This is a genomic window from Mycobacterium sp. B14F4 (assembly GCF_039871645.1).
GTDB lineage: Bacteria > Actinomycetota > Actinomycetes > Mycobacteriales > Mycobacteriaceae > Mycobacterium.
This window is the reverse complement of sequence record NZ_JBDPMF010000004.1, coordinates 39,596-60,597: the sequence shown is the minus strand read 5'-3', so window position 1 is coordinate 60,597 and position 21,002 is coordinate 39,596. Positions and strand designations below refer to the sequence as shown.

Sequence of the window (21,002 nt, the reverse complement as noted above, 5' to 3'; positions counted from 1 at the left end):
GCTCATCGGTGCTTACCGCGTCAGCGCGCGCACGGCCGCGGCGAACGCGTCCCCGCGGTGGCTGTAGCCGGTGAACTGGTCGAAGGAGGCCCCCGCCGGTGCCAGCAGCACGGCGTCCCCAGGCCGCGCGAGGTCGCGCGCGGCGCCGACCACCGCCGCCATGATCGCATCGCCGTCCGGCCCGCCGGGCAGCTGGATCACACGAGTAACAGGACTAACATTTGCCCCAGTTGTCCCTTGCACCCCAAAATCCTCCCCCGTCACAACCTCAACGACGGGGACATCCGGGGCGTGTCGCGCCAGAGCCTCGGCCACCACCGCTCGGTCGCGGCCGATCAGTACCGCTGCGACCAGGCGGTTTCGCACCCCGGCCAGCAGTTCTGCGACCGAGGCACCCTTGAGCATTCCGCCTGCGATCCAGACCACCCGCGGGTAGGCGGCGATCGACGCCTGCGCCGCGTGCGGGTTGGTGGCCTTGGAGTCGTCGATGTAAGTGACGCCGTCGACCATGCCGACCACTTCGGCGCGGTGCCTACCGACCTCGAAGCCGGCCAGGGCACGCGCGATCGGCTCGGGCGTCACACCGGCGGCGCGGGCCAGCGCGGCGGCGCCGAGCGCGTCGAGCACGCCGACCGGTCCCGCCACCGGGATCGTCGCCGCCTCGGCCAGCGCAACCCGGTCGCCGAACGCGTTGTCGACGAGCGTGCCGTCGACGACACCGAGTTCACCGTCGCCCGGTTCGCCCAGCCGGAACCCGACGCGCACGTCGGCCGCCGCGGTGTCGAGCAGGCCCGCGGCGACCGGGTCGTCGAGGCCGACGACCCCCACCCGCCCGTCGAGGACGCGCGCCTTGTCCCGGGCGTAGGCCGCCATCGAGCCGTGCCAGTCCAGATGGTCCTCGGCCACGTTGAGCACGACGCCGGCGTCGGGCCGCACCGACGGCGCCCAGTGCAGCTGGAAGCTGGACAGCTCGACGGCGAGCAGCTCTGAAGGCTGCGCCAACACGTCGAGCACCGGGTTGCCGATGTTGCCGCACAGCACCGCCCGCCGCCCGGCGGCGACGAGCATGGCGTGCAGCATCGAGGTGGTCGTGGTCTTGCCGTTCGTGCCGGTGACCACCAGCCAGCGCCGCGGCGGCCCGAACCAGCTGGCCGCGTCCAGCCGCCACGCCAACTCCACGTCACCCCAGATGGGCACGCCGGCCGCTGCGGCCGCGGCCAGCACCGGCGTGTCCGGCGAGAAGCCGGGGCTGGTCACGACGAGCGCATAGTCGCCGATGTGCGCCCGAGCTTCCTCGGTGGTGACAACCGTCGCCGGGGTGACCAGCCGTTGCAGGGCCAGCGGATCGTCGTCGCAGATCGTCAGCCGCACGCCCGTCGGCTCGAGCACCGCACTCACCGAGCGGCCGGTGATCCCGGCCCCGGTGACCAGCACCCGGGCCCCGGGCACCAGCGGCTCGAGACGGGCCATGTCAGGCACCGACGGTGGTCAGCCACTCGCTGTAGAACAGCGCGACACCCAACCCGCAAGCGATCGCGGTCAGCAGCCAGAACCGGATGATCACCGTCGTTTCGGCCCAGCCGACCAACTCGAAGTGGTGGTGGAACGGCGCCATCCGGAACACCCGCCGGCCGGTGGTGCGAAACGCCATGATCTGCACGACGACCGAGACGACCTCGGCGACGAACAGGGCGCCGAGCACCACGGCCAGCATCTCGGTGCGGCTGGCCACCGACAGCCCGGCGATGATGCCGCCCAGCGCCAGCGACCCGGTGTCGCCCATGAAGATCTTGGCCGGCGCCGCGTTCCACCACAGGAAGCCGATGCAGGCGCCGGCGGTCGCGGCCGCGATGATCGCCAGGTCCAGCGGGTCGCGCACGTTGTAGCAGCCCAGCCCCGGGCTGGTCGCGCACGCGTTGCGGAACTGCCAGAACGTGATAAGCACGTAGGCCGCGCACACCATCGCCATCGCGCCTGCCGCCAGCCCGTCCAGCCCGTCGGTGAAGTTCACCGCGTTCGACCACGCGCTGACCACCACGATGCAGAACAACACGAACAACGCGGGCGGCAGCGTGACCGTGGCGATCTCGCGCACGTACGACAGTTCCGGACTGCCCGGCGTCAACCCGTCGGCGTTGCGGAACTGCAGGGCCAACGCACCGAAGATCACGGCGGCGGCGAGGATCCCGACGGTCTTGGCGGTCTTGTTCAGCCCGAGATTGCGTGCCCGCCGGAGCTTGATCAGGTCGTCGATGAAACCGACGACACCCAGGGCGGTGGCCAGGAACAGCACCAGCAGCCCCGAGGCCGACGGGCCCTTGCCGTCGATCACCACACCCACCAGGTGGGTGCCCAGATAGCTGGCCCAGATGCCCGCGACGATGGCGACGCCGCCCATCGACGGCGTGCCGCGCTTCTTGTGGTGGCTCGGCGGGCCGTCCTCGCGGATCTCGTGGCCGAACCCCTGCCGGGTGAACAGCCGGATCAGCGCCGGGGTGAGCAGGATCGAGACCGTCAGCGCGATGCCGACGGCGATGAGGATCTGCCTCATGCGGGCGGTTCTCCGGACTCGGCGACGAGCGCATCGGCCAGCGCCCCGAGCCCCGCTGCGTTGGACGCCTTCACCAGCACCACGTCCGATGGCCGCAGTTCAGCACGCAGCAGTGCCAGCGCCGCGTCGGCGTCGGCGACCATGGTGGCCTCGGGCCCCCACGACCCCTCCATCACCGCGCCGTGGTGCATGGCGCTCATAGCCCTCCCGGTTCCGACGACGATGAGTCGTGAGACATCTAATCGCACTGCCAGCCGACCGATGTTGTCATGCTCGGTTATCGCGCCCTCGCCGAGTTCGGCCATCTCGCCGAGCACCGCCCAGCTTCGGCGCCGCCCCCCGCCTTCGCGCGCCATCCAGGCCAGCGCCTTGAGCCCGGCGCGCATGGAGTCGGGGTTGGCGTTGTAGGCATCGTTGATGACGGTCACGCCGTCGTCGCGGGTGACCACCTGCATGCGGTGCCGCGACACCGGGCCCGCCGCGGCCAGCGCGCTCGCGATCTGCTCGAGGGACGCACCGCACTCCAGCGCGACGGCCGCCGCGCACAGCGCGTTCGACACCTGGTGGTCGCCATGCACGGCGAGCGCCACGTCTGTCTGGTCTCCGTTGGCGTGCAAGGTGAACCGCGGGCGGGCCAGCGCGTCGAGGGTCACCGCATCGGCCCACACGTCCACGTTCCGGGCGCCCGGGTCCCGCGACACCCGCACCACCCGCGCCGAGGTCTGCTCGGCCATCGCGGCGACCGCGGTGTCATCGACGTTGAGGACGACCGCGCCCGAGGCCGGAACAGACTGCGGCAGTTCGGCTTTGGCGGCGGCGATGGCCTCGCGCGAGCCGAACTCGCCCAAGTGGGCGGTGCCGACATTGAGCACCACCCCGATGGACGGGGTGGCGATGGCGGCGAGTGCGGCGATGTTGCCGCGGTGGCGAGCCGACATCTCCAGCACCAGGTAGTCGGTGGACCGGGTCGCGCGCAGCACGGTCCACGGGTGGCCGAGCTCGTTGTTGAACGATCCCGGCGGGGCGATCACCTCGCCCAGCGGCGCCAGCACCGCGGCGATCAGATCCTTGGTCGACGTCTTGCCCGACGAACCGGTGATGCCGACGACCGTGAGCCCGCCCTCCACGAGCTGCGCGGCGACGGCGGCGGCCAGCTTCGCCAGTGCCGCGAGCACGGCCGCACCGCTGCCGTCGGTGTCGTGCTCGAGTACGCCGGCGCCGCGGTCGGTGGCTTCGGGCGTCGGGTCGACGACGATTGCGGGCACCCCGACCGGGCGCGCGGCCAGCACCGCGGCGGCACCGGCCAGCACCGCGGCCGCCGCGAAGTCGTGGCCGTCGGAGCGGGCGCCGGGAAGCGCGAGGAACAGGCCGCCGGATGTGACCTTGCGGGAGTCGAACTCGACGGTCCCGGTGATCCGGGTGGCGGCGGCGTCCTCGGCGGAGATGTCGGCGAGCCGGCCGCCGACGATGTCGGCGACCTCGGCGACGGTCAGATCGATCACGCGCGGTGCCCCACTGCCTCCAGCGCGGCGGCCAGCTCGTCGCGGTCGTCGAACGGCCGGGTCTGCCCGGCGCTGGTCTGGCCCGCCTCGTGGCCCTTGCCGGCGACCAGCACGACGTCGCCCGGACGCGCCCAGCCGACCGCATAGTCGATGGCCGCACGGCGGTCCCCGATCTCGACGATTTCGGCGCGGGCACTCACGGCGCCCGCCAGGATCGCGGCGCGGATCGCGGCCGGGTCCTCATCGCGGGGGTTGTCGTCGGTGACCACCACCAGGTCGGCCAACTCGGCGGCGACGCGGCCCATCGGCCCGCGCTTGCCCGGGTCCCGGTTGCCGCCCGCCCCGAACACCACGGCGACCCTGCCGTCGGCCTGGGCCCGCAGGGTCTCCAGCACCGCCTGCAACGCGCCGGGTTTGTGCGCGTAGTCCACCAGCGCAAGGAAATCCTGCCCGCGGTCGATCGCCTCGAGCCGGCCCGGGACGGTGGCCGTGCGCAGGCCGGGTGCTGCCTGCTCGGGCGACACGCCGACCGCGTCGAGCAGCGCGGCGGCCAGCAGGCAGTTGGCCACGTTGTAGCGACCGGGCAGCCCGATCCGCAGTACGTGGTGCACCCCCGCCGGGTCGGCCATGGTGAACTCCTGCCCGCCGCGCTCGACGCCGCGCACGTCTTCCACCCGCCAGTCGGCATCGCGGCCCATCGCGCTGACCGTGACCGGGCGGTCCGCGAGCCGGGCGATCTCACGCCCCGCGTCGTCGTCCACGCACACCACCGAAGTGGCTGCGTGCGTTGACGATTCGGGATCGAACAGGCGCGCCTTCGCGTCGAAGTAGTCCTGCATGGTCGGGTGGAAATCCAGGTGGTCGCGGGACAGGTTGGTGAAGCCCCCGACCGCGAACCGCACACCGTCGACGCGGCCGAGGGCCAGCGCGTGGCTGGACACCTCCATCACCACGGTGTCGACCCCTTCTTCGACCATCACGGCCAGCAGCGCCTGCAGATCAGGCGCCTCCGGCGTGGTGAGCGCGCTGGGCTGGTCGTGGCCGTCGATGCGGATGCCGACCGTCCCGATGAGTCCGGCCACCCGGTCGGCCGCCCGCAACCCGGCCTCGGCCAGGTAGGTCGTGGTGGTCTTGCCGGACGTGCCCGTGACACCGATGACGCGCACATGCTCCGACGGGCGCCCGTAGACCGTGGCGGCCAGTTCCCCGAGCACCGAACGCGGTTCGGCGTGCACCATGACGGGCACCGTCGCCTCCTGCCCGATCTCGGCCGCTCCGGCGACGTCGGTCAGCACGGCGACCGCACCGCGGGCCACCGCTTCGCCGACATACCGGGCCCCGTGCGACGACGCCCCGGGCAGTGCGGCGAACAGGTCGCCCGGCCGCACCCCCTGGCTGCGCAGGGTCACGCCGGTGATCTGCACGTGGGAGGAGGCGGCCGCCCCGACGGGCACCGCCTTGACCTGCTCGGCCAGCGTCCCGAGCGCGAGGCCGGCTGGTTGGCTGGGTCGCAGGTTCATGGCCATGACACAGTACCGACCGCTCGTCGGGCCGTTTCTGACGCGCCGCGCTCAGTCGGCCTGCAGCGTCAGGCGCGGGCCCGGATCGGGAGACAGCGGCACGTTCTGGCGTTGCAGCAGCCAGGACGTGATGTTGTGGAACAGCGGCGCGGCAGAGGAACCCGGAGTGCCGTCGGCGGCGCGGTGCGGGGCGTCCATCATGATGCCCACCACGTAACGCGGGTCGTCGGTGGTGGCCATGCCGGCGAAGGTGATCCAGTAGACGTCGCTGTAGTAGCAGCCACAGGCGGGGTTGATCTGCTGCGCGGTGCCGGTCTTGCCGGAGATCTGGTACCCCTCGACCGCGGCCTGCGGCCCGGTGCCCTGCTGATAGCCCATCGGGTCGCGCTGGGTGGTCGCGCGGAACATCTGCCGCACGGTCCTGGCGGTCTGGGGCGACACCACCCGGATGCCGTCGGGTCGCGGCTCCTCGGTGCGAGTGCCGTCCGGCGCGATGGTCGTCTTGACGATGCGCGGCGGAATGCGCACGCCGTCGTTGGCGATGGTCTGGTACATGCCGGTCATCTGCAGCAGGGTCATCGAAAGGCCCTGTCCGATAGGCAGGTTCGCGAACGTGCTGCCGGACCACTGATCGATGGGCGGAACCAGACCTGCGCTCTCGCCCGGGAGGCCGACGCCGGTGCGCTGGCCGAGGCCGAACTTGCGCACCATGTCGAAGAACCGTTCCGGGCCGAGCCGCTGCGCCAGCATCAGTGTGCCGACGTTCGAGGACTTCCCGAAGATGCCGGTGGTGGTGTACGGCATCGTGCCGTGCTCCCAGGCGTCGCCTACGGTGACGCCGCCCATGTCGATCGAGCCGGGCACCTGCAGCACCTCGTCGGGGTGCGAAAGGCCGTACTCGATGACCGATGCGGCGGTGACGAGCTTGTTGACCGATCCCGGTTCGTACGGTGACGACACCGCCGGGTTGCCGAGCTCGCGGTCCTCCTGCCTGCCGATGTCCTGGCTCGGGTCGAACGTGTTGTCGTTCGCCATCGCAAGAACCTCACCGGTTTTCGCGTCGAGCACCACCGCCGACACGTTCTTCGCGCCGGACAGGTTCTTGGTCTGCTGCACCTGCTGCTGTACGTAGAACTGGATGTCGTCGTCGAGGGTGAGCATCACCGTCGAGCCGTCGACCGCGTCGTGGCGGTTGCGGTAGCTGCCGGGAATCACCACCCCGTCGCTGCCCCGGTCGTAGGTGATCGAGCCGTCGGTGCCCGCGAGCACCGCGTCGAGCGAATCCTCCAGTCCCAGTAGGCCGTGACCGTCCCAGTCGATACCGCCGACGATATTGGCCGCCAGCGCGCCACCGGGATACTGGCGCAGATCCTGGCGCTCCGTGCCGACTTCGGGGAACTTCGTGGTGATGGCGTCGGCGACGGCCGGATCCACCGCACGTGCGAGGTACACGAACGTCTCGTTGCTCTTGAGCTTCTTGAGCACCGTCGCGACGTCGGGTTTGTTGTTGAGCCGCAACGCCACCTCGGCGGCGATGTCGCGCAGCCTGCGCTGCGGGTCCGGTGCCTCTTCGGTTTTCGCCCTGGCCTCTTCGAGTTGCTTGCGCACCTTCACCGGCTGAAAGGTCAGCGCGCGAGCCTCGATGGTGAAGGCCAGCTTGTCGTTGTTGCGGTCGACGATGGACCCGCGCAGGGCCTGCTGGACGTCGGTCACCTTGAGTTGGCCCGCGGCCTCGGCACGCAGGCCCTCCGCGCGTGGCACCTGGAGGTTGAACAACTGGCCGGCCGCGACAGCGAGGACCAGGAAGATGGCCGCATTGCCGACGCGGTGGCGGAACACGAAAGACGCGCTGCGCAGGCCGGTGTCGGCCATCGGCGCGCGGGTGCGGCGCGCCTTGGCCGGGCGTTCCTGGGTGCTGGTGCGATTGGTTCGCGGCGCCTTGGGTGCGCGGCGCTGCCTCTCGCCGCGGGTCATGCCGGAGCGCCGGGGAGGGGCGCGGCGGGGGTGAACTCCTCGGCGGGGGGCACCGGCCCCGGAAGTGCCTGCGGTGACGGGTCGTGCGGCGCTGCCGCACCCATCGGCGCGACGAGCGCCGGATCGGCGGGCGGGGCGATCGGCCCGCCGGGTGCGGGCGCCGGCGGTACGAGCGCGGGCGCCGGCCCCAGGGCTGGCTGCTGGCCGGGCACCTGGTGCGGCACCTCCGCACCCGGGGGCACCGCCAACGGCGCGCCGGGCACACCCGGTGCCGGAGCGGCCCGGCCCGGGAGTCGGACGGGCAGCTCACGCGGTTCGACGACACGCGGTGCCGGCGGCCTCGGCGGCGCAGGCGGCGCCTCGTCGGGCAGCGGCGTGTTCAGCGGCGGAGGGGGCACCCCTTCGGCCGGCTTGGGGGTACCGACCACCACCCAGTTCCCCGCCGGGTCCTGCACCAGATGCGCGGTGTCGCGGGACGGGATCATCCCGAGTTCGCGTGCCGCCTCGGCAAGCGCGGGTGCGGCCTGCGCCTCGAGCACGTCGCGCTCGAGCGCTTCCTTCTGCTGCAGCAGAGCCTGGTTCGTCTCGCGTGCGTTGCCGAGTTGGTAGGACCGCTCGGCGGCGTCGGTCGACAACCACAGCGTGGTGCCCAGACCCATCCCCAGCGACCCGATGACGAGCACCACGAACGGGACCCGAGCGACCAGGGTGCGCGGGTTCAGCTCGATCGAGGCCAACTTGACGACGATGCGCTCGCGCAGCGGCGGTCTGACCACCTTCGGCGCCTTGGCTTTTCGCGCTTTGGACCGCGCCTTGGCTTGCGAGGCGTTCTTCGGCCTGGCCGGCTTGTCGATGGGCCGCGGGATCGGGTTCGTCTGCGGCGCCGACCGCTGCGGTCGCTGGTCGCGGACCGGTTTGCGCCGTGCCTGCGCCTCACCGGAACGGCGTGCTGCGGTGCGTGCCGTGCGACGACGTTCGTCCGTGCCGCGCACCGGCGCCTTGCGCTTGGCCTGCTTGCCCTGCTTACCGTTCTTAGCCTTCACGGGCTGCCCCCACCTTTTCGAGTGCTCGTAGTCGCACGGGTGCGCTACGCGGGTTCTGTTCGATCTCCTCGGCGGTAGCGCGCTCGGCGCCACGGGTCAGGGCGACGAAAGGTGCTTCGTGGCCGGGCAGTTCGACGGGCAGTCCCTGGGGTGTGCGTGACGCCGTCGCCTCGGTGAAGACGGCCTTGACGATCCGGTCCTCCAGCGACTGGTAGGCCATCACCGCGATGCGTCCGCCGGGTGCCAGCACTCCGAGAGCGGCGGGCAGCGCGGCGCGCAGCGAGTCCAGCTCCGCGTTGACGGCGATGCGCAGCGCCTGGAAGGTGCGCTTGGCCGGGTGCCCGCCGGTGCGCCGCGCCGGCGCGGGTATGGCCTGATAGAGCAGTTCGACGAGTTCGCCGGTGGTGGTGAACGGCTGGCGGACGCGACGGCGGACGATCTGCGAAGCGATCCGCGCGGCGAAGCGCTCCTCGCCGAACTCGCGCAGCACCCGGCTCAGGCGCTTCTCGTCGTAGGTGTTGACGACCTCGGCGGCGGTGAGCTCGGCGTCGGGGTCCATCCGCATGTCCAGCGGCGCGTCCGCGGCGTAGGAGAAACCCCGCTCGGCGCGGTCCAGCTGCATCGAGGACACCCCGAGGTCGAACAGCACACCGTCCGCTTCGGCTGTGCCGTGGGCGCTTTCGCGCACCGCGGTCGCGATGCCGTCGTAGCGGGTGCGGACCAGGACGACCCGGTCGCCGAATTGTGCCAGCCGCTCGCCGGCGATCCACAGCGCATCGGGGTCGCGGTCGAGGCCGATCAGGCGCAGGCCCGGCAGTTCGGTGAGGAACCGCTCGGCGTGGCCGCCCGCCCCGAGCGTCGCGTCGACCAGCACCGCGCCGTCGCCGTCGGAACTGCGCCGCGTCAGCGCCGGCCGCAGGAGCTCCACGCAGCGGTCCAGCAGGACTGGAACATGTCCGTGCTGGGCCATCACTAATCCTTTGTCGAGGCCTCCGTTGGCGGCCCCTGCACCGGGGTCCCTGTCCGAGAGCGCGGACCTGGCGTTGGGGAAGTACGCCAGGGCCGGTTCGGGCAGAGGCCGCGATGCACGGGCCGGGTGCCGGTGTCTGCGTCGGTCGACCGCCGATTCAGATGATGTCGTGCAGAGCTTCATCGGTGGCCGCGGAAAAGTTCTCTTCGTGGGTCTGCTGGTACTCCTGCCAGGCGGCCGAATCCCAGATCTCCAGGTAGTCGACCGACCCGATGACCACGCAGTCCTTGGAAAGGTTCGCGTAGCGGCGGTGGTCGGCCGACAGGGTGATCCGGCCTTGAGCGTCGGGATGCTGTTCGTCGGTGGCGGCGGCCAGGTTCCGCAGGAACGCGCGAGCCTCCGGATTGCTCCGTGAGGCCTGCGAGGCCCGCCGTGCCAACTTCTCGAATTCGGCGCGCGGGTACACGGCGAGGCTGTGGTCCTGGCTCTTGGTGACCATCAACCCTCCTGCCAGCGCATCGCGGAACTTGGCGGGCAGTGTGAGCCGCCCCTTGTCGTCGAGCTTCGGCGTGTAGGTGCCGAGAAACATCTCGCCACCTCCACTTCACTCCGGAGCCCCGGTCGCTCCGTTGTCCGCCACTTTACCCCACAATCCCCCACAACTCTCCATTTGATAGCAAAATGTGCTTGTGAGTCCCCACGGTGCGCCCCGGAGCGACGTTTTCTTTAGGCCGGCCGATCGTCGGATCGCCGCCATCGCGCCGAAATCTGCAGCTCGAACGGCTAACGGGTGCCGGTGGGGCGAAGTGGGGGCTCCGCCCCGGCCCGGCGCAACGAAAAAGGGGTAGCCCGGCGTGGGCTACCCCTGTGGCGGCGTGCGCCTACTGGTCGAAGCGGCGCCGGAAGCGGTCCTCCATGCGGCTGGTGAACGAACCGCCGGACCCCTTGACGCGCTTCTGCCGCGGCGCACCCGGTTCGGCGGCCGAGCGGTCACGGCCGCCCGCCACCCGCGGGCCCGTGATCGCGAAGACCACGCCACCGAACATCACGATGAAGCCGAGCACGGAGAGGGCCGGAAATCCGCTGATCTGGGTCGCCGGGAACGCCACCCCCGAGACCAGCATGGCCAGCCCGAGGACGAAAAGGGCGGCGCCTTGCAGGCGGCGCCGGGTGGAGGGAGCGCGCAAGGTTCCGCCGCGAACGCTCGAAGCGAACTTCGGGTCCTCGGCATAGAGCGCGCTCTCGATCTGGTCGAGCATGCGCTGCTCATGATCGGAGAGTGGCATTCGTCCCTCCCTCGGAACCCGATGGCCGATGCGGCCGTGGCCAAAATTCAAACTCGTGTGGGCCCGCGTTTACGGGCACCTAACAGTCATGATACGAGGTCAGTCTGAGGCGTACCACCTAGTTCGACGCTCGATTGTATGACCTCCGCCGCGATTTGGAACCGACCTCGTTGGCTACCCGATAATGGTGTCGACGACACCGCACGACGCGCGGAGAGGCGGATCAGGAGTTGGCGACATTTCTGGTCGATCTGTCGCCGGCCGATATGCAGCGCCGGCTCGCAGACGCGCTCGCCGTATACGTTGACGCGATGCGCTATCCGCGAGGCACGGAGGACCAACGCGCGTCGATGTGGCTCGAGCACACCCGCAGGCACGGCTGGAAGGCCGTCGCCGCGGTGGAAGCGGCCGCCGAAGTGCCCGAAACCACCGCCCCCGACCTCGCCGCGGCACCGCTGCTCGGTGTCGCGTACGGCTACTGCGGCGCCCCCGACCAGTGGTGGCAGCAGCAGGTCGTCGCGGGCCTGCACCGCGTCGGCGCCGACCGGAGCCGCATCGCGGAGCTGATGGCCAGCTACTTCGAGCTCACCGAGCTGCACATCCACCCCCGCGCCCAGGGCCGCGGGCTGGGCGAGGCGCTGACCCGACGGCTCCTGGCCGACCGCGGTGAGGCGCACGTGCTGCTGTCCACTCCGGAGATCAACGGCGAATCCAACCGGGCCTGGCGCCTCTACCGACGGCTCGGATTCACTGACGTCATTCGCGGCTACCACTTCGCGGGCGATCCGCGGGCGTTCGCGATACTCGGCCGGTCCCTGCCGCTGTGATCCGGTCGGTCTGGCACGATGAGGCCGTGCCGGCTCGCCAGCGACGCAGCAGAACCCGGCTGCTCGCCCTCGTGTTGCTGCTGCTCGTCGTCCTTCCGACGGCGGTCGGCTGCGTGCGGGTTCGGGCGTCGATCACGGTGTCCCCGGACGACCGGGTGTCCGGCCAGATCGTCGCGGCGGCCAAACCCCGCAACGCGGACGACAAGGGCCCGCAGCTGCTGAACAGCCTGCCGTTCGCCAACAAGGTCGCGGTGTCGGAGTACGACCGCGACGACTATGTCGGCTCGCAGGCGGTGTTCTCCGACCTGACCTTCGCCGAGGTGCCGCAGCTGGCCAACATGAACCGCGACGCCGCCGGGGTCGACCTGTCGCTGCGCCGCGCCGGCGACCTGGTGATCCTCGAGGGCCGCGCCGACCTGACGTCGCTGGCCGACCCGGAAGCCGACGTCTCGCTGACGGTGTCCTTCCCCGGCGAGGTGACCTCCACCAACGGCGATCAGGTCTCCGCCGAGATCGTCGAGTGGAAGCTGCGCCCCGGGGTGGTCAGCACCATGAACGCCCAGGCGCGCTACACCGACCCCAGCGCCCGGTCCTTCACCGGGGCCGCGATCTGGCTGGGTATCGGCTCGTTCGTGGTGGCGGGCATCATCGGCGCGCTGGCCTACATGAGCCGCGACCAGTCGCCGCGCGTCGGCAGCCCCCGCGATTAGAGCGCGATGAGAGCTTGCCCGCAGGCATCCGTACTGACTTGCTAATGCGTCGACCGCAGGCTCTACTGTCGAAGTCACTCGGGGCCTAGTAGACGCAGGAGAGAAAGGGGCGCCCGCTGAGCGTGCATGCAGCGGCACCGTCAGCCGTCGAGTTGGCCAGCGCCGTCACCGAACAGTTGCGGGACTATCTGCGCGAGCGCCGCAGCGACTGCGCCTATATGGGCACCGATTACGCCGAACTGACCGCGGCTCTCGAGGAGTTCGTACTGCGCGGCGGCAAGCGGCTGCGGCCGCTGTTCGCGTACTGGGGCTGGCGCGCCGTCGCCGAAGGCCCCGGGGATCCCTTCGACCCGAGGGTTCTGCGACTCGTCTCCGCCCTCGAACTTCTGCACGCCTGCGCGCTGGTGCACGACGACGTGATCGACGCGTCGGCGACGCGTCGCGGGCTGCCGACGGTGCACCGCCTGTTCGCCGAGCGGCACCGCACCGACAACTGGCACGGGTCCGCAGAGCAGTTCGGGCTCTCGGCGGCGATTCTGCTCGGGGACTTGGCCCTGGTGTGGGCCGACGACATCGTCGCCACGGCCGACCTGCCGCTCGATGCGCGGCATCGCGTGCAGCGGGTCTGGGCCGCCATCCGCACCGAGGTGCTCGGCGGCCAATACCTCGACATCGTCGCCGAGTCCAGCGGCGCGGACTCGGTGGCCTCGGCGATGACGGTCAACGTCTACAAGACCGCCTCGTACACGATCACGCGTCCGCTGCAACTGGGCGCCGCCGCGGCGGCCGACCGTCCCGAGGTCGCCGACGCGTTCCACGAGGTCGGCACCAACCTCGGTGTGGCGTTTCAGCTTCGCGACGACGTGCTCGGGGTGTTCGGCGACCCCGCCATCACCGGTAAGCCCTCGGGGGACGATCTGCGCTCGGGCAAGCGCACCGTGCTGCTGGCCGAGGCCGTCGAACGGGCCGAGCAGACCGATCCGGTGGCGGCCAGGCTGCTGAACACGTCGATCGGTTCAGAGCTGTCCGATGACCAGGTCAAAGAGGTCTGCAGGACGATCGAGTCGGTCGGCGCACTGGCCGCGGTGGAGGCCCGCATCGACGAGCTCACCCGCCGGGCCCTCGGCATCCTCGACGCCGCACCGATCGACCCGCAGGCGAGGACCGGGCTGACCGAACTCGCCCGATTGGCCGCGAACCGGTCCGCCTAGGAGTATGACCACCCCAGCGCCGACAAGCTCGCCGAGAAGCGGGCTGGCACAACACTTTTCACGACTAGTCTCGTTCGCGACGTCGCCGCAGGCCCGGCCCGCCCGCCTCGGCCTTCTCGGTGCCGTGCTCATCGCCGCGGGGGGTCTGGGTGCGGGCAGCACCCGGTTGCACGATCCGCTGCTGGAGTCCCTGCACCTCTCATGGCTGCGGTTCGGCCACGGACTGGTGCTGTCGTCGGTGCTGCTGTGGGGCGGCGTGGCGCTGATGCTGGCCGCGTGGTTGTGGTTGGGCCGCCAGGTGATCGACCGCACCGCGACCGAGTACACGATGGTCGCGACCACCGGGTTCTGGCTGGCGCCGTTGCTGTTGAGCGTTCCCCTGTTCAGCCGCGACACCTACTCCTACCTGGCGCAGGGCGCGCTGCTGCGCGACGGCTTCGACCCCTACGCCGTCGGCCCCATCGACAACCCGAACTCATTGCTGGACAACGTAAGTCCCATCTGGACGACCACCACCGCGCCCTACGGGCCCGGTTTCATCCTGGTCGCGAAGTTCGTCACCTTACTGGTGGGCAACGACGTGGTGGCGGGCACGATGCTGCTGCGGCTGTGCATGCTCCCCGGCCTGGCCCTGCTGATCTGGGCCGCGCCGCGCGTCGCCCGGCAGGTCGGCGCCGACGGGGCAACGGCCTTGTGGATCTGCGTGCTCAACCCGCTGGTGATCGTCCACCTGATGGGCGGCGTCCACAACGAGATGCTGATGGTCGGGCTGATGATGACCGGCATCGCGCTGACCTTCGCCGGCCGTCATGTGTGGGGAGTCGCCCTGATCGCCGCGGCCGTCGCCGTGAAAGCCACGGGCGGACTTGCCCTTCCGTTCATGGTGTGGGTGTGGGCACGCGATCTGCGCCGCAGGCGCGGGTTCGCCCCGGTCAAGGCGTTCGCGATCGCGACGGGAGCCTCGGCGTTGATCTTCGCGGCGGTGTTCGCGGTGCTCTCGCTGGCCGCAGGCGTCGGTCTGGGCTGGCTGACCGCACTGGCCGGTTCGGTGAAGATCATCAACTGGCTGACGCTGCCCACGGCGGCGTCCAACCTCATCAACCTCTTCGGCGGGCTGTTCCTGCCGGTGAACTTCTATGCCGTGCTCGACATCGCGAGGATCATCGGCATCGTGACCATCGCCGTGTCACTTCCCCTGCTGTGGTGGCGGTTCCGGCACACCGACCGCGAGGCGCTGATGGGCATCGCGTTGGTGATGGGCGTGGTGGTGTTGTTCGTCCCCGCAGCCCTGCCCTGGTACTACACCTGGCCGCTGGCGGTGGTGGCGGCGCTGGCTCAGTCCCACCGGTCGATCGCGGTGATCGCGGGCCTGTCCACCTGGATCACGGTCATCTGGAGACCCGACGGGGCGCACGGGATGTACTCGTGGTCCCACGTCCTGCTCGCCACCGTGTGCGGGTTGCTGGCCTGGTACGTGCTGCGCAAGGCGCCCGAAGTCAGTACGCCAGCGCCTGGGCCCGACGCACCACCTCGCGGGCCTGATGCGAGTGAAGCGCATCAACCGGCCGGGCATTAGTCTGCCCGTCCATCGTGCCGTCGCGGCGGATCGTCAGCGACGGGTCGGGCGTGAACAGCCATCGGACGATCTCGGTTTCGTGGTACCCGCCGTCTTGCAGAACCACGAGGAGCCCCGGCAGGCTCTTGACCACCTGACCCGTGTCGTCGAAGAAGACTTTCGGCACCACCACCGCTCCGCCGCGGCGGACACCGATCAGGTGGCCTTCGCGCAGTTGCTGATGCACCTTGGTCACCGGAACGCCCAGCAGCGCGGCGACAGCGGGTAGATCGTAGACGTCCTCGGCGGGGTCGAGGACATCCTCGGCGGCCGGAATGCTGCTCACCGCACCGAGTCTAAAACCCCGCACCCGCCGCCGGCGGCGCATATTCGCCGACCCGGCGCTCCGTAACATGTCTTCGGTGAACGCCTACCCGCAAGCCGACCCGCTCGCCGGGGTCGTCTTGGACGGTCGGTACCGCGTCGACACGCTGATCGCCACGGGCGGCATGTCGGCGGTCTACCGCGGACTCGATTTGCGGCTGGACCGGCCGGTGGCACTGAAGATCATGGACTCGCGGTACGCGGGCGACACCCAGTTCCTGACGCGCTTTCAGCGCGAGGCGCGCGCGGTCGCCCGATTGGCGCACGCCGGCCTGGTCGCCGTCTATGACCAAGGCGGCGGAACTGTGGGCGGCCACCCGCCCTTTCTCGTGATGGAACTCGTCGAGGGCGGCACACTGCGCGAACTGCTGCGCGAGCGCGGGCCGATGCCACCGCACGCCGCGGCGGCGGTGCTCGGGCCGGTGCTCAGCGGGCTGGCAGTCGCACACCGCGCCGGGTTGGTGCACCGAGACATCAAGCCGGAGAACGTGCTGATCTCCACCGGCGGCGACGTCAAGATCGCCGACTTCGGGCTGGTGCGTGCCGTCGCCGAGGCCAAGATCACCTCCACCAGCGTGATCCTCGGCACCGCGGCGTACCTGTCACCCGAACAGGTCAGCACCGGATCGGCCGACCCGCGCAGCGACGTCTACGCCGTCGGCATCCTCACCTATGAGCTGCTGACCGGGACCACGCCCTTCACCGGGGACAGCGCGCTGGCGGTGGCGTATCGGCGGATGGATCACGATGTACCGCCGCCGGGCTCGGTAATCGCCGGTGTGCCAGCACATTTCGACGATCTCGTGCTGCGCGCCACCGCTCGCGACCCGGCGGGACGCTACGCCGACGCCACCGAGATGGGGGACGAACTCGACGAGATCGTCGACGAGCTGGGGCTGCCCCCGTTTCGGGTGCCCGCCCCCCGACTCTCGGCCCCGTCCGCCACCGCGGCACCGGTCCCCCGTCCGCCGTCGGCCGCCGCGCCATCGCCGCGCAGGCCGACCCGCACGCTGAACCGCGACGACTGGTCGCCTGCCGAACCCGAATACCCGCCGCCCTCACAGCGATTCGCCGGTATCGACCTCGACGAGTTCTACTGGGCGCGGCAGCGCGCCAAGCGCGCACTGCTGTTCTGGACGGTGGCCGTGCTGACGCTGACCGGGCTGATCGCCGCCGCCGCATGGACAATCGGCGGCAACCTCGGCAACCTGATCTGAGGTGGCGCTAGTCGCGCAGCATCTCCGCGACGAGGAACGCCAACTCCAGGCTCTGCTGGGTGTTCAGCCGCGGATCGCAGGCGGTCTCGTAGCGACCCGCGAGGTCGGAGTCGGAGATGTCCTGCGCGCCGCCGAGGCATTCGGTGACGTTCTCGCCGGTGATCTCGACGTGAATGCCGCCGGGATAGCTGCCCAGCGCCCTGTGCACCTCGAAGTAGCCCTGCACCTCGTCCACGATCCGGTCGAAGTGGCGGGTCTTGTAGCCCGTCGACGACTCGTGGGTGTTGCCGTGCATCGGATCGCACTGCCAGATCACCTGGTGGCCGGTCGCCTGCACCTTCTCGATGATCGGCGGCAGCAGGTCGCGCACCTTGTTGTTGCCCATGCGGGTGACCAGCGTGAGCCGGCCCGGAACGTTGTTCGGGTCGAGCCGCTCGACGTACTCGACCGCCAGCTCCGGTGTCATGGTCGGACCGAGCTTGACCCCGATCGGGTTGGCGATCACCTCGGCGAACGCGATGTGCGCCCCGTCGAGTTGGCGGGTACGCTCGCCGATCCACACGTAATGCGCCGACAGGTCGTACAACGCGGACTCGCCCGCCTCGTTCTCGCCGAGCCGCAGCATCGCGCGCTCGTAGTCGAGCACCAGCGCCTCGTGGCTGGCGTAGATCTCGGCGGTGTCCAGGTTGCGGTTGTCGACGCCGCACGCGCTCATGAAGGTCAGTGCGCGGTCGATCTCACCGGCCAGCGCCTCGTACCGGGCACCGGCCGGCGAGGTGCGGACGAACTCGCGGTTCCAGTCGTGCACCGCGTGCAGCGACGCCAGCCCCGAACCGGTCAGCGCGCGCACCAGGTTCATCGCCGCGCTGGCGTTGGCGTAGGCGCGCACCAGGCGCGACGGGTCGTGCTCGCGGGCCGCCGCGTCGGGCGCGAACCCATTGACCATGTCGCCGCGGTAGGACTTCAGGCCCAGCGCGTCGATGTCGGACGACCGCGGCTTGGCGTACTGCCCGGCGATGCGGGCGACCTTGACCACTGGCACGCTGGCGCCGTAGGTCAGCACCACCGCCATCTGCAGAAGCGTGCGGATGTTGGCCCGGATGTGGGGTTCGGTGTTGTCGACGAAGGTCTCGGCGCAGTCGCCGCCCTGCAGCAGGAACGCCTTGCCGCGCGCCACGTCGGCCAGCAGGCCCTTGAGCCGCTCGATCTCGGCGGGCACGGTCACCGGCGGGACGCTCTCCAGCACGGTGCGCATGTTGCGGGCCTGATCGGCATCCCAGCTGGGCTGCTGAACGGCCGGCTTGGCCAGGGCCGCGTCGAGCCGGTGCCGCAGGTCATCGGGCAGCGGCGGCAGCGCAGGCAGCTGGTCGATGGGTACGTCGACGGTCCAGTTCACCCATTCATGGTAACGGCCCGCGACATGTCGTTTTCACCGCCGGGCGGCGGCCGGGGCCCTGGTCAGCCGGTGGTCATCACCTGGAATCGCCGCAGGTTGTGCCGGGCGTCGACGAGCGCGTCGTGGGCGTCGCGTGGTCGCGGCGGCATCCGCGGCGAGCCGCGGTCCTCCCAGAACTGCCGCAGCTCACGGGTGAAGCGCGGGATCGCGGGCGGCAGGTCGGTCATCGGGCCCCACAGCTGACACAGCACGACGTGGTCGTAGGCGCCGACCCAGGCCCACAGCTCGATGGGTTCGTCGCCGTCGACGCCGAAGAAGTCCTCCAGGTCCGCGCGGATCTGCCTGCGCGAGCGCCACAGCTGCGACGCGGGCGACGGCAACTTGGGCAGCACATGCCTGCGTACCCAGCTCCCGGCCCGCTCAGGGTTGAATTCGGTTGACACGGCGTAATATTCGCGACCGTCCTCGGCCGCGACGCCGATCGAGATCAACTCGATGGTGCGGCCGTTGTCGATGAACTCGGTGTCGTAGAAGTAGCGCACTAAGCGGGTTCCTTCGCGATCGCCCGGTGGGCCGGCGCCGGGGCGGCGTGGATCTCGCGGTCGAGTTGTTCGTCGACCTTGGCGTCGTCGGGGAACTTCGGCATGCCCGCGATCGCGTCCTGCAGCCACAGCTTGGCCTGCACGACGGGCCTACGCAGCCACCGCTCGCGCTCCAGCGCCCGGTGCATCTTGCGGGGCCGGTTCGTGTAGCGCCACCGCGCCCACGGCGCGTGCGGCCGCGACAACCGGATCGCGCCGATGACGAGCAGGGGTGTGATGAACATCCCGACCAATCCGGTCCAGACCTTGCCCTTGAGCAGCACGACGACCGCCAACAGCAGCGTCAGCACCGCGACACCGACGACGAAGACGCGCGCCAACAGCGTTTGGTCGCTGCGCCAGATGTTGATGTCGAAGAACGACAGCGGGTTGAAGCCCATGATCAGCAGGCCCGCGACGGCCACCGCGGCGAACACCGCGTCGACCGACGTGCGGCCGTCCTCGGCCCAGTACACGTCCTGCAGGTGCAGGATCAACGCGAACTCGTCGAGCACCAGAGCCGCGCCGATCCCGAAAAAGATTGCCGCCGCCGTGAATTCGGGTACTCCCCCGTCGACCGCCAACGTCACCATCGTCACGCCGGAGACCATGACCAGAATCACCCCGATCACCACGTGGTGGATGTGCAGCCCGCCACCGGTACCGATATTGCGCGGCTGCCACCACTTGCGCGGCGCATCGCTGTCGGCATGGCGGCGGATGTACCGCACGATCGTGCGGGTGACGAAGAACGTCACGATGAACGCCACCAGGCAGAAGGCGAGCGGCAGCCGTCCCGGCGGGATGGTGAAGTTGAAGTCGAGGTCCGCGCGCACGCAGAGAACTTACGCCGACCCCGGCGGACGCGAGGAGCCAGATGGCCTGCGCGTGTCGTGGCCGGGATACCGGCCGAGGCGCCGGATGGCCCGGATAGTCTGGTCGGCGACATGAGTATTCGGCGGTCGCCCGGCGGGGTTGGTTGGGGGCCAACGCTCGCCTGGCGGCTGTTCCAGTTGCTGACCGTGGCGGCGTTGGCCTGGGCCGGTTGGCGGTTGCTGGGTCAGGTGCCCTACCGCATCGACGTCGACGTCTACCGGATGGGCGGGCAGGCCTGGCTCGACGGGCGCCCGCTCTACGCCGACGGCGCCATGTTCCACACCCAGGGCGGCCTGGACCTGCCGTTCACCTATCCCCCGCTGGCCGCCGTGTTGTTCTCGCCGCTCGCACTGCTGTCGCTGGACGTCGCGAGCGTCGCGATCACCGCGACCACGCTGGTCCTGCTGGTCGTGGCGGTGACGATCCTGTTGACCCGACTCGACGTCTGGCCGCATCCGCTCGTCGGTAAGAGCAGAGTGACCGGTGAACCCGCATGGTTGCGCCGGGCCTGGCTGGCGGCGGCGATCGTCGCCCCCGCACTGGTCTACCTGGAGCCGATCCGGTCCAACTTCGACTTCGGCCAGATCAACGTCGTGCTGATGACGCTGGTGATCGCCGACTGCGTGCCGCGTAGGACGCCGTGGCCCCGCGGGATGCTGTTGGGCCTGGCGATCGCACTCAAGCTCACTCCGGCGGTGTTCCTGCTGTACTTCCTGCTGCGCCGTGACGTGCGCGCGTTGATCGTCACCGTCGTATCGGCCGTGGTGGCCACGCTGGCAGGAGCGGTGTTCGCCTGGCGCGACTCACTCGAGTACTGGACCGAGACCGTGCGCAACACCGATCGCATCGGCACCGCCACGCTGAACACCAACCAGAACATCGCCGGTGCCCTGGCCCGGCTGGGGCTCGGTGAGGGCCCCCGGTTCGCGCTGTGGGTGCTGGCCTGCTTCGCGCTGCTGGCGCTGAACGTGTGGGCCGTGCGCCGCGTGCTCAAGGCCGAGCAGCCGGTGCTGGCGCTGATCTGCGTGGCGATGTTCGGGCTGGTGGTCTCGCCGGTGTCGTGGTCGCATCACTGGGTGTGGGCGCTGCCGGCGCTGGTGGTCACCGCCGTCCTGGCGTACCGGCTGCGGCAGGCGGCCCTGGCGTTCGTCGCGGTGGCGGGCCTGGCGTTGACGGTGTGGACGCCGATCGTGCTGATGCCCGAGCACCGCGAAACCGCCGCCTCGCTGTGGCGCCAGCTGGTCGGCGGTTCCTATGTGTGGTGGGCCGTCGCGGTGATCGTGGCGGCGGGCACGCTGTCGGTGCGCACGGCTGCGCGCGACGAAGCCGTGGTCGACGCCGCCCCGGTGGCCGCGGCCAACTAGCCGGCGGTGCCTGATTCGCCGGCTCGCCGGCGGTG

The 21,002-nt window shown here is 70.4% G+C and carries 19 protein-coding genes; 6 read left to right on the top strand and 13 right to left on the bottom strand.

From position 1 onward, the window contains the following. Positions 1-12: 12 nt before the first annotated feature. The 9 genes from murD to ABGB19_RS12555 all read right to left on the bottom strand — a co-directional run bounded on the left by murD (position 13) and on the right by ABGB19_RS12555 (position 10,846). Entirely contained in the window at positions 13-1,479 is a 1,467-nt protein-coding gene (gene murD, locus ABGB19_RS12595; protein ID WP_347686304.1) for a UDP-N-acetylmuramoyl-L-alanine--D-glutamate ligase, read from the bottom strand. Continuing rightward, positions 1,472-2,551, bottom strand: coding sequence for a phospho-N-acetylmuramoyl-pentapeptide-transferase (gene mraY / locus ABGB19_RS12590; RefSeq protein ID WP_347686303.1), 1,080 nt, complete (start codon positions 2,549-2,551; stop codon positions 1,472-1,474). The genes murD and mraY overlap by 8 nt, the downstream gene beginning before the upstream one ends. Then, positions 2,548-4,053, bottom strand: a complete 1,506-nt coding sequence (murF, locus tag ABGB19_RS12585; protein ID WP_347686302.1) for a UDP-N-acetylmuramoyl-tripeptide--D-alanyl-D-alanine ligase — start codon at positions 4,051-4,053, stop codon at positions 2,548-2,550. The genes mraY and murF overlap by 4 nt, the downstream gene beginning before the upstream one ends. Continuing rightward, positions 4,050-5,573 carry a UDP-N-acetylmuramoyl-L-alanyl-D-glutamate--2,6-diaminopimelate ligase gene (locus ABGB19_RS12580; protein WP_347686301.1) on the bottom strand — a complete coding sequence of 508 codons (1,524 nt, stop codon included), beginning with the start codon at positions 5,571-5,573 and terminating at the stop codon, positions 4,050-4,052. The genes murF and ABGB19_RS12580 overlap by 4 nt, the downstream gene beginning before the upstream one ends. A gap of 51 nt (positions 5,574-5,624) precedes the next feature. Next, positions 5,625-7,547: a penicillin-binding protein 2 gene (locus ABGB19_RS12575; protein ID WP_347686300.1), complete on the bottom strand. Its 1,923-nt coding sequence runs from the start codon at positions 7,545-7,547 to the stop codon at positions 5,625-5,627. Continuing rightward, entirely contained in the window at positions 7,544-8,590 is a 1,047-nt protein-coding gene (locus ABGB19_RS12570; RefSeq protein WP_347686299.1) for a hypothetical protein, read from the bottom strand. The genes ABGB19_RS12575 and ABGB19_RS12570 overlap by 4 nt, the downstream gene beginning before the upstream one ends. Continuing rightward, a complete protein-coding gene (gene rsmH, locus ABGB19_RS12565; RefSeq protein ID WP_347686298.1) occupies positions 8,580-9,560 on the bottom strand; it encodes a 16S rRNA (cytosine(1402)-N(4))-methyltransferase RsmH in 981 nt (326 codons plus the stop codon). Before rsmH ends, ABGB19_RS12570 begins: the two co-directional genes overlap by 11 nt. A gap of 157 nt (positions 9,561-9,717) precedes the next feature. After that, positions 9,718-10,149, bottom strand: coding sequence for a division/cell wall cluster transcriptional repressor MraZ (gene mraZ, locus ABGB19_RS12560; protein ID WP_064349961.1), 432 nt, complete (start codon positions 10,147-10,149; stop codon positions 9,718-9,720). A 292-nt stretch (positions 10,150-10,441) separates the two neighbouring features. After that, positions 10,442-10,846, bottom strand: coding sequence for a DUF3040 domain-containing protein (locus ABGB19_RS12555; protein WP_347686297.1), 405 nt, complete (start codon positions 10,844-10,846; stop codon positions 10,442-10,444). Positions 10,847-11,076: 230 nt separating this feature from the next. On the opposite strand from ABGB19_RS12555, the gene ABGB19_RS12550 reads away from it, so the two are divergent. The 4 genes from ABGB19_RS12550 (at position 11,077) to ABGB19_RS12535 (ending at position 15,170) form a co-directional block, all read left to right on the top strand. After that, positions 11,077-11,673 (top strand): N-acetyltransferase, encoded by a 597-nt coding sequence (locus ABGB19_RS12550; protein WP_347686296.1) that lies wholly within the window; start codon positions 11,077-11,079, stop codon positions 11,671-11,673. Positions 11,674-11,699: 26 nt separating this feature from the next. Continuing rightward, positions 11,700-12,383 carry a DUF3153 domain-containing protein gene (locus ABGB19_RS12545; protein WP_347686295.1) on the top strand — a complete coding sequence of 228 codons (684 nt, stop codon included), beginning with the start codon at positions 11,700-11,702 and terminating at the stop codon, positions 12,381-12,383. Positions 12,384-12,505: 122 nt separating this feature from the next. Continuing rightward, positions 12,506-13,594 carry a bifunctional (2E,6E)-farnesyl/geranyl diphosphate synthase gene (idsA2, locus tag ABGB19_RS12540; RefSeq protein ID WP_347686294.1) on the top strand — a complete coding sequence of 363 codons (1,089 nt, stop codon included), beginning with the start codon at positions 12,506-12,508 and terminating at the stop codon, positions 13,592-13,594. 4 nt (positions 13,595-13,598) lie between these two features. Then, a complete protein-coding gene (locus ABGB19_RS12535) occupies positions 13,599-15,170 on the top strand; it encodes an alpha-(1->6)-mannopyranosyltransferase A (RefSeq protein WP_347686293.1) in 1,572 nt (523 codons plus the stop codon). Here the strand turns inward: ABGB19_RS12535 and ABGB19_RS12530 are convergent. Then, positions 15,091-15,495 carry an Rv2175c family DNA-binding protein gene (locus ABGB19_RS12530; RefSeq protein WP_347686292.1) on the bottom strand — a complete coding sequence of 135 codons (405 nt, stop codon included), beginning with the start codon at positions 15,493-15,495 and terminating at the stop codon, positions 15,091-15,093. The genes ABGB19_RS12535 and ABGB19_RS12530 overlap by 80 nt on opposite strands. A 67-nt stretch (positions 15,496-15,562) precedes the next feature. Between ABGB19_RS12530 and ABGB19_RS12525 the strand changes: the two genes are divergently transcribed. Beyond that, positions 15,563-16,750 (top strand): protein kinase, encoded by a 1,188-nt coding sequence (locus ABGB19_RS12525; RefSeq protein WP_347686291.1) that lies wholly within the window; start codon positions 15,563-15,565, stop codon positions 16,748-16,750. A 7-nt stretch (positions 16,751-16,757) separates the two neighbouring features. Here the strand turns inward: ABGB19_RS12525 and ABGB19_RS12520 are convergent, their stop codons facing one another. The 3 genes from ABGB19_RS12520 to ABGB19_RS12510 form a co-directional block, all read right to left on the bottom strand. Continuing rightward, entirely contained in the window at positions 16,758-18,146 is a 1,389-nt protein-coding gene (locus tag ABGB19_RS12520; RefSeq protein WP_347686290.1) for a 3-deoxy-7-phosphoheptulonate synthase class II, read from the bottom strand. A gap of 62 nt (positions 18,147-18,208) precedes the next feature. Continuing rightward, positions 18,209-18,688 (bottom strand): polyadenylate-specific 3'-exoribonuclease AS, encoded by a 480-nt coding sequence (locus ABGB19_RS12515; RefSeq protein WP_347686289.1) that lies wholly within the window; start codon positions 18,686-18,688, stop codon positions 18,209-18,211. Then, a complete protein-coding gene (locus ABGB19_RS12510; protein ID WP_347686288.1) occupies positions 18,688-19,563 on the bottom strand; it encodes a hypothetical protein in 876 nt (291 codons plus the stop codon). The genes ABGB19_RS12515 and ABGB19_RS12510 overlap by 1 nt, the downstream gene beginning before the upstream one ends. A gap of 111 nt (positions 19,564-19,674) precedes the next feature. Here ABGB19_RS12510 and ABGB19_RS12505 point away from each other — a divergent pair, with 111 nt between their 5' ends. Further along, a complete protein-coding gene (locus ABGB19_RS12505) occupies positions 19,675-20,967 on the top strand; it encodes a glycosyltransferase 87 family protein (RefSeq protein WP_347686287.1) in 1,293 nt (430 codons plus the stop codon). The last annotated feature ends 35 nt before the right edge of the window (positions 20,968-21,002 follow it).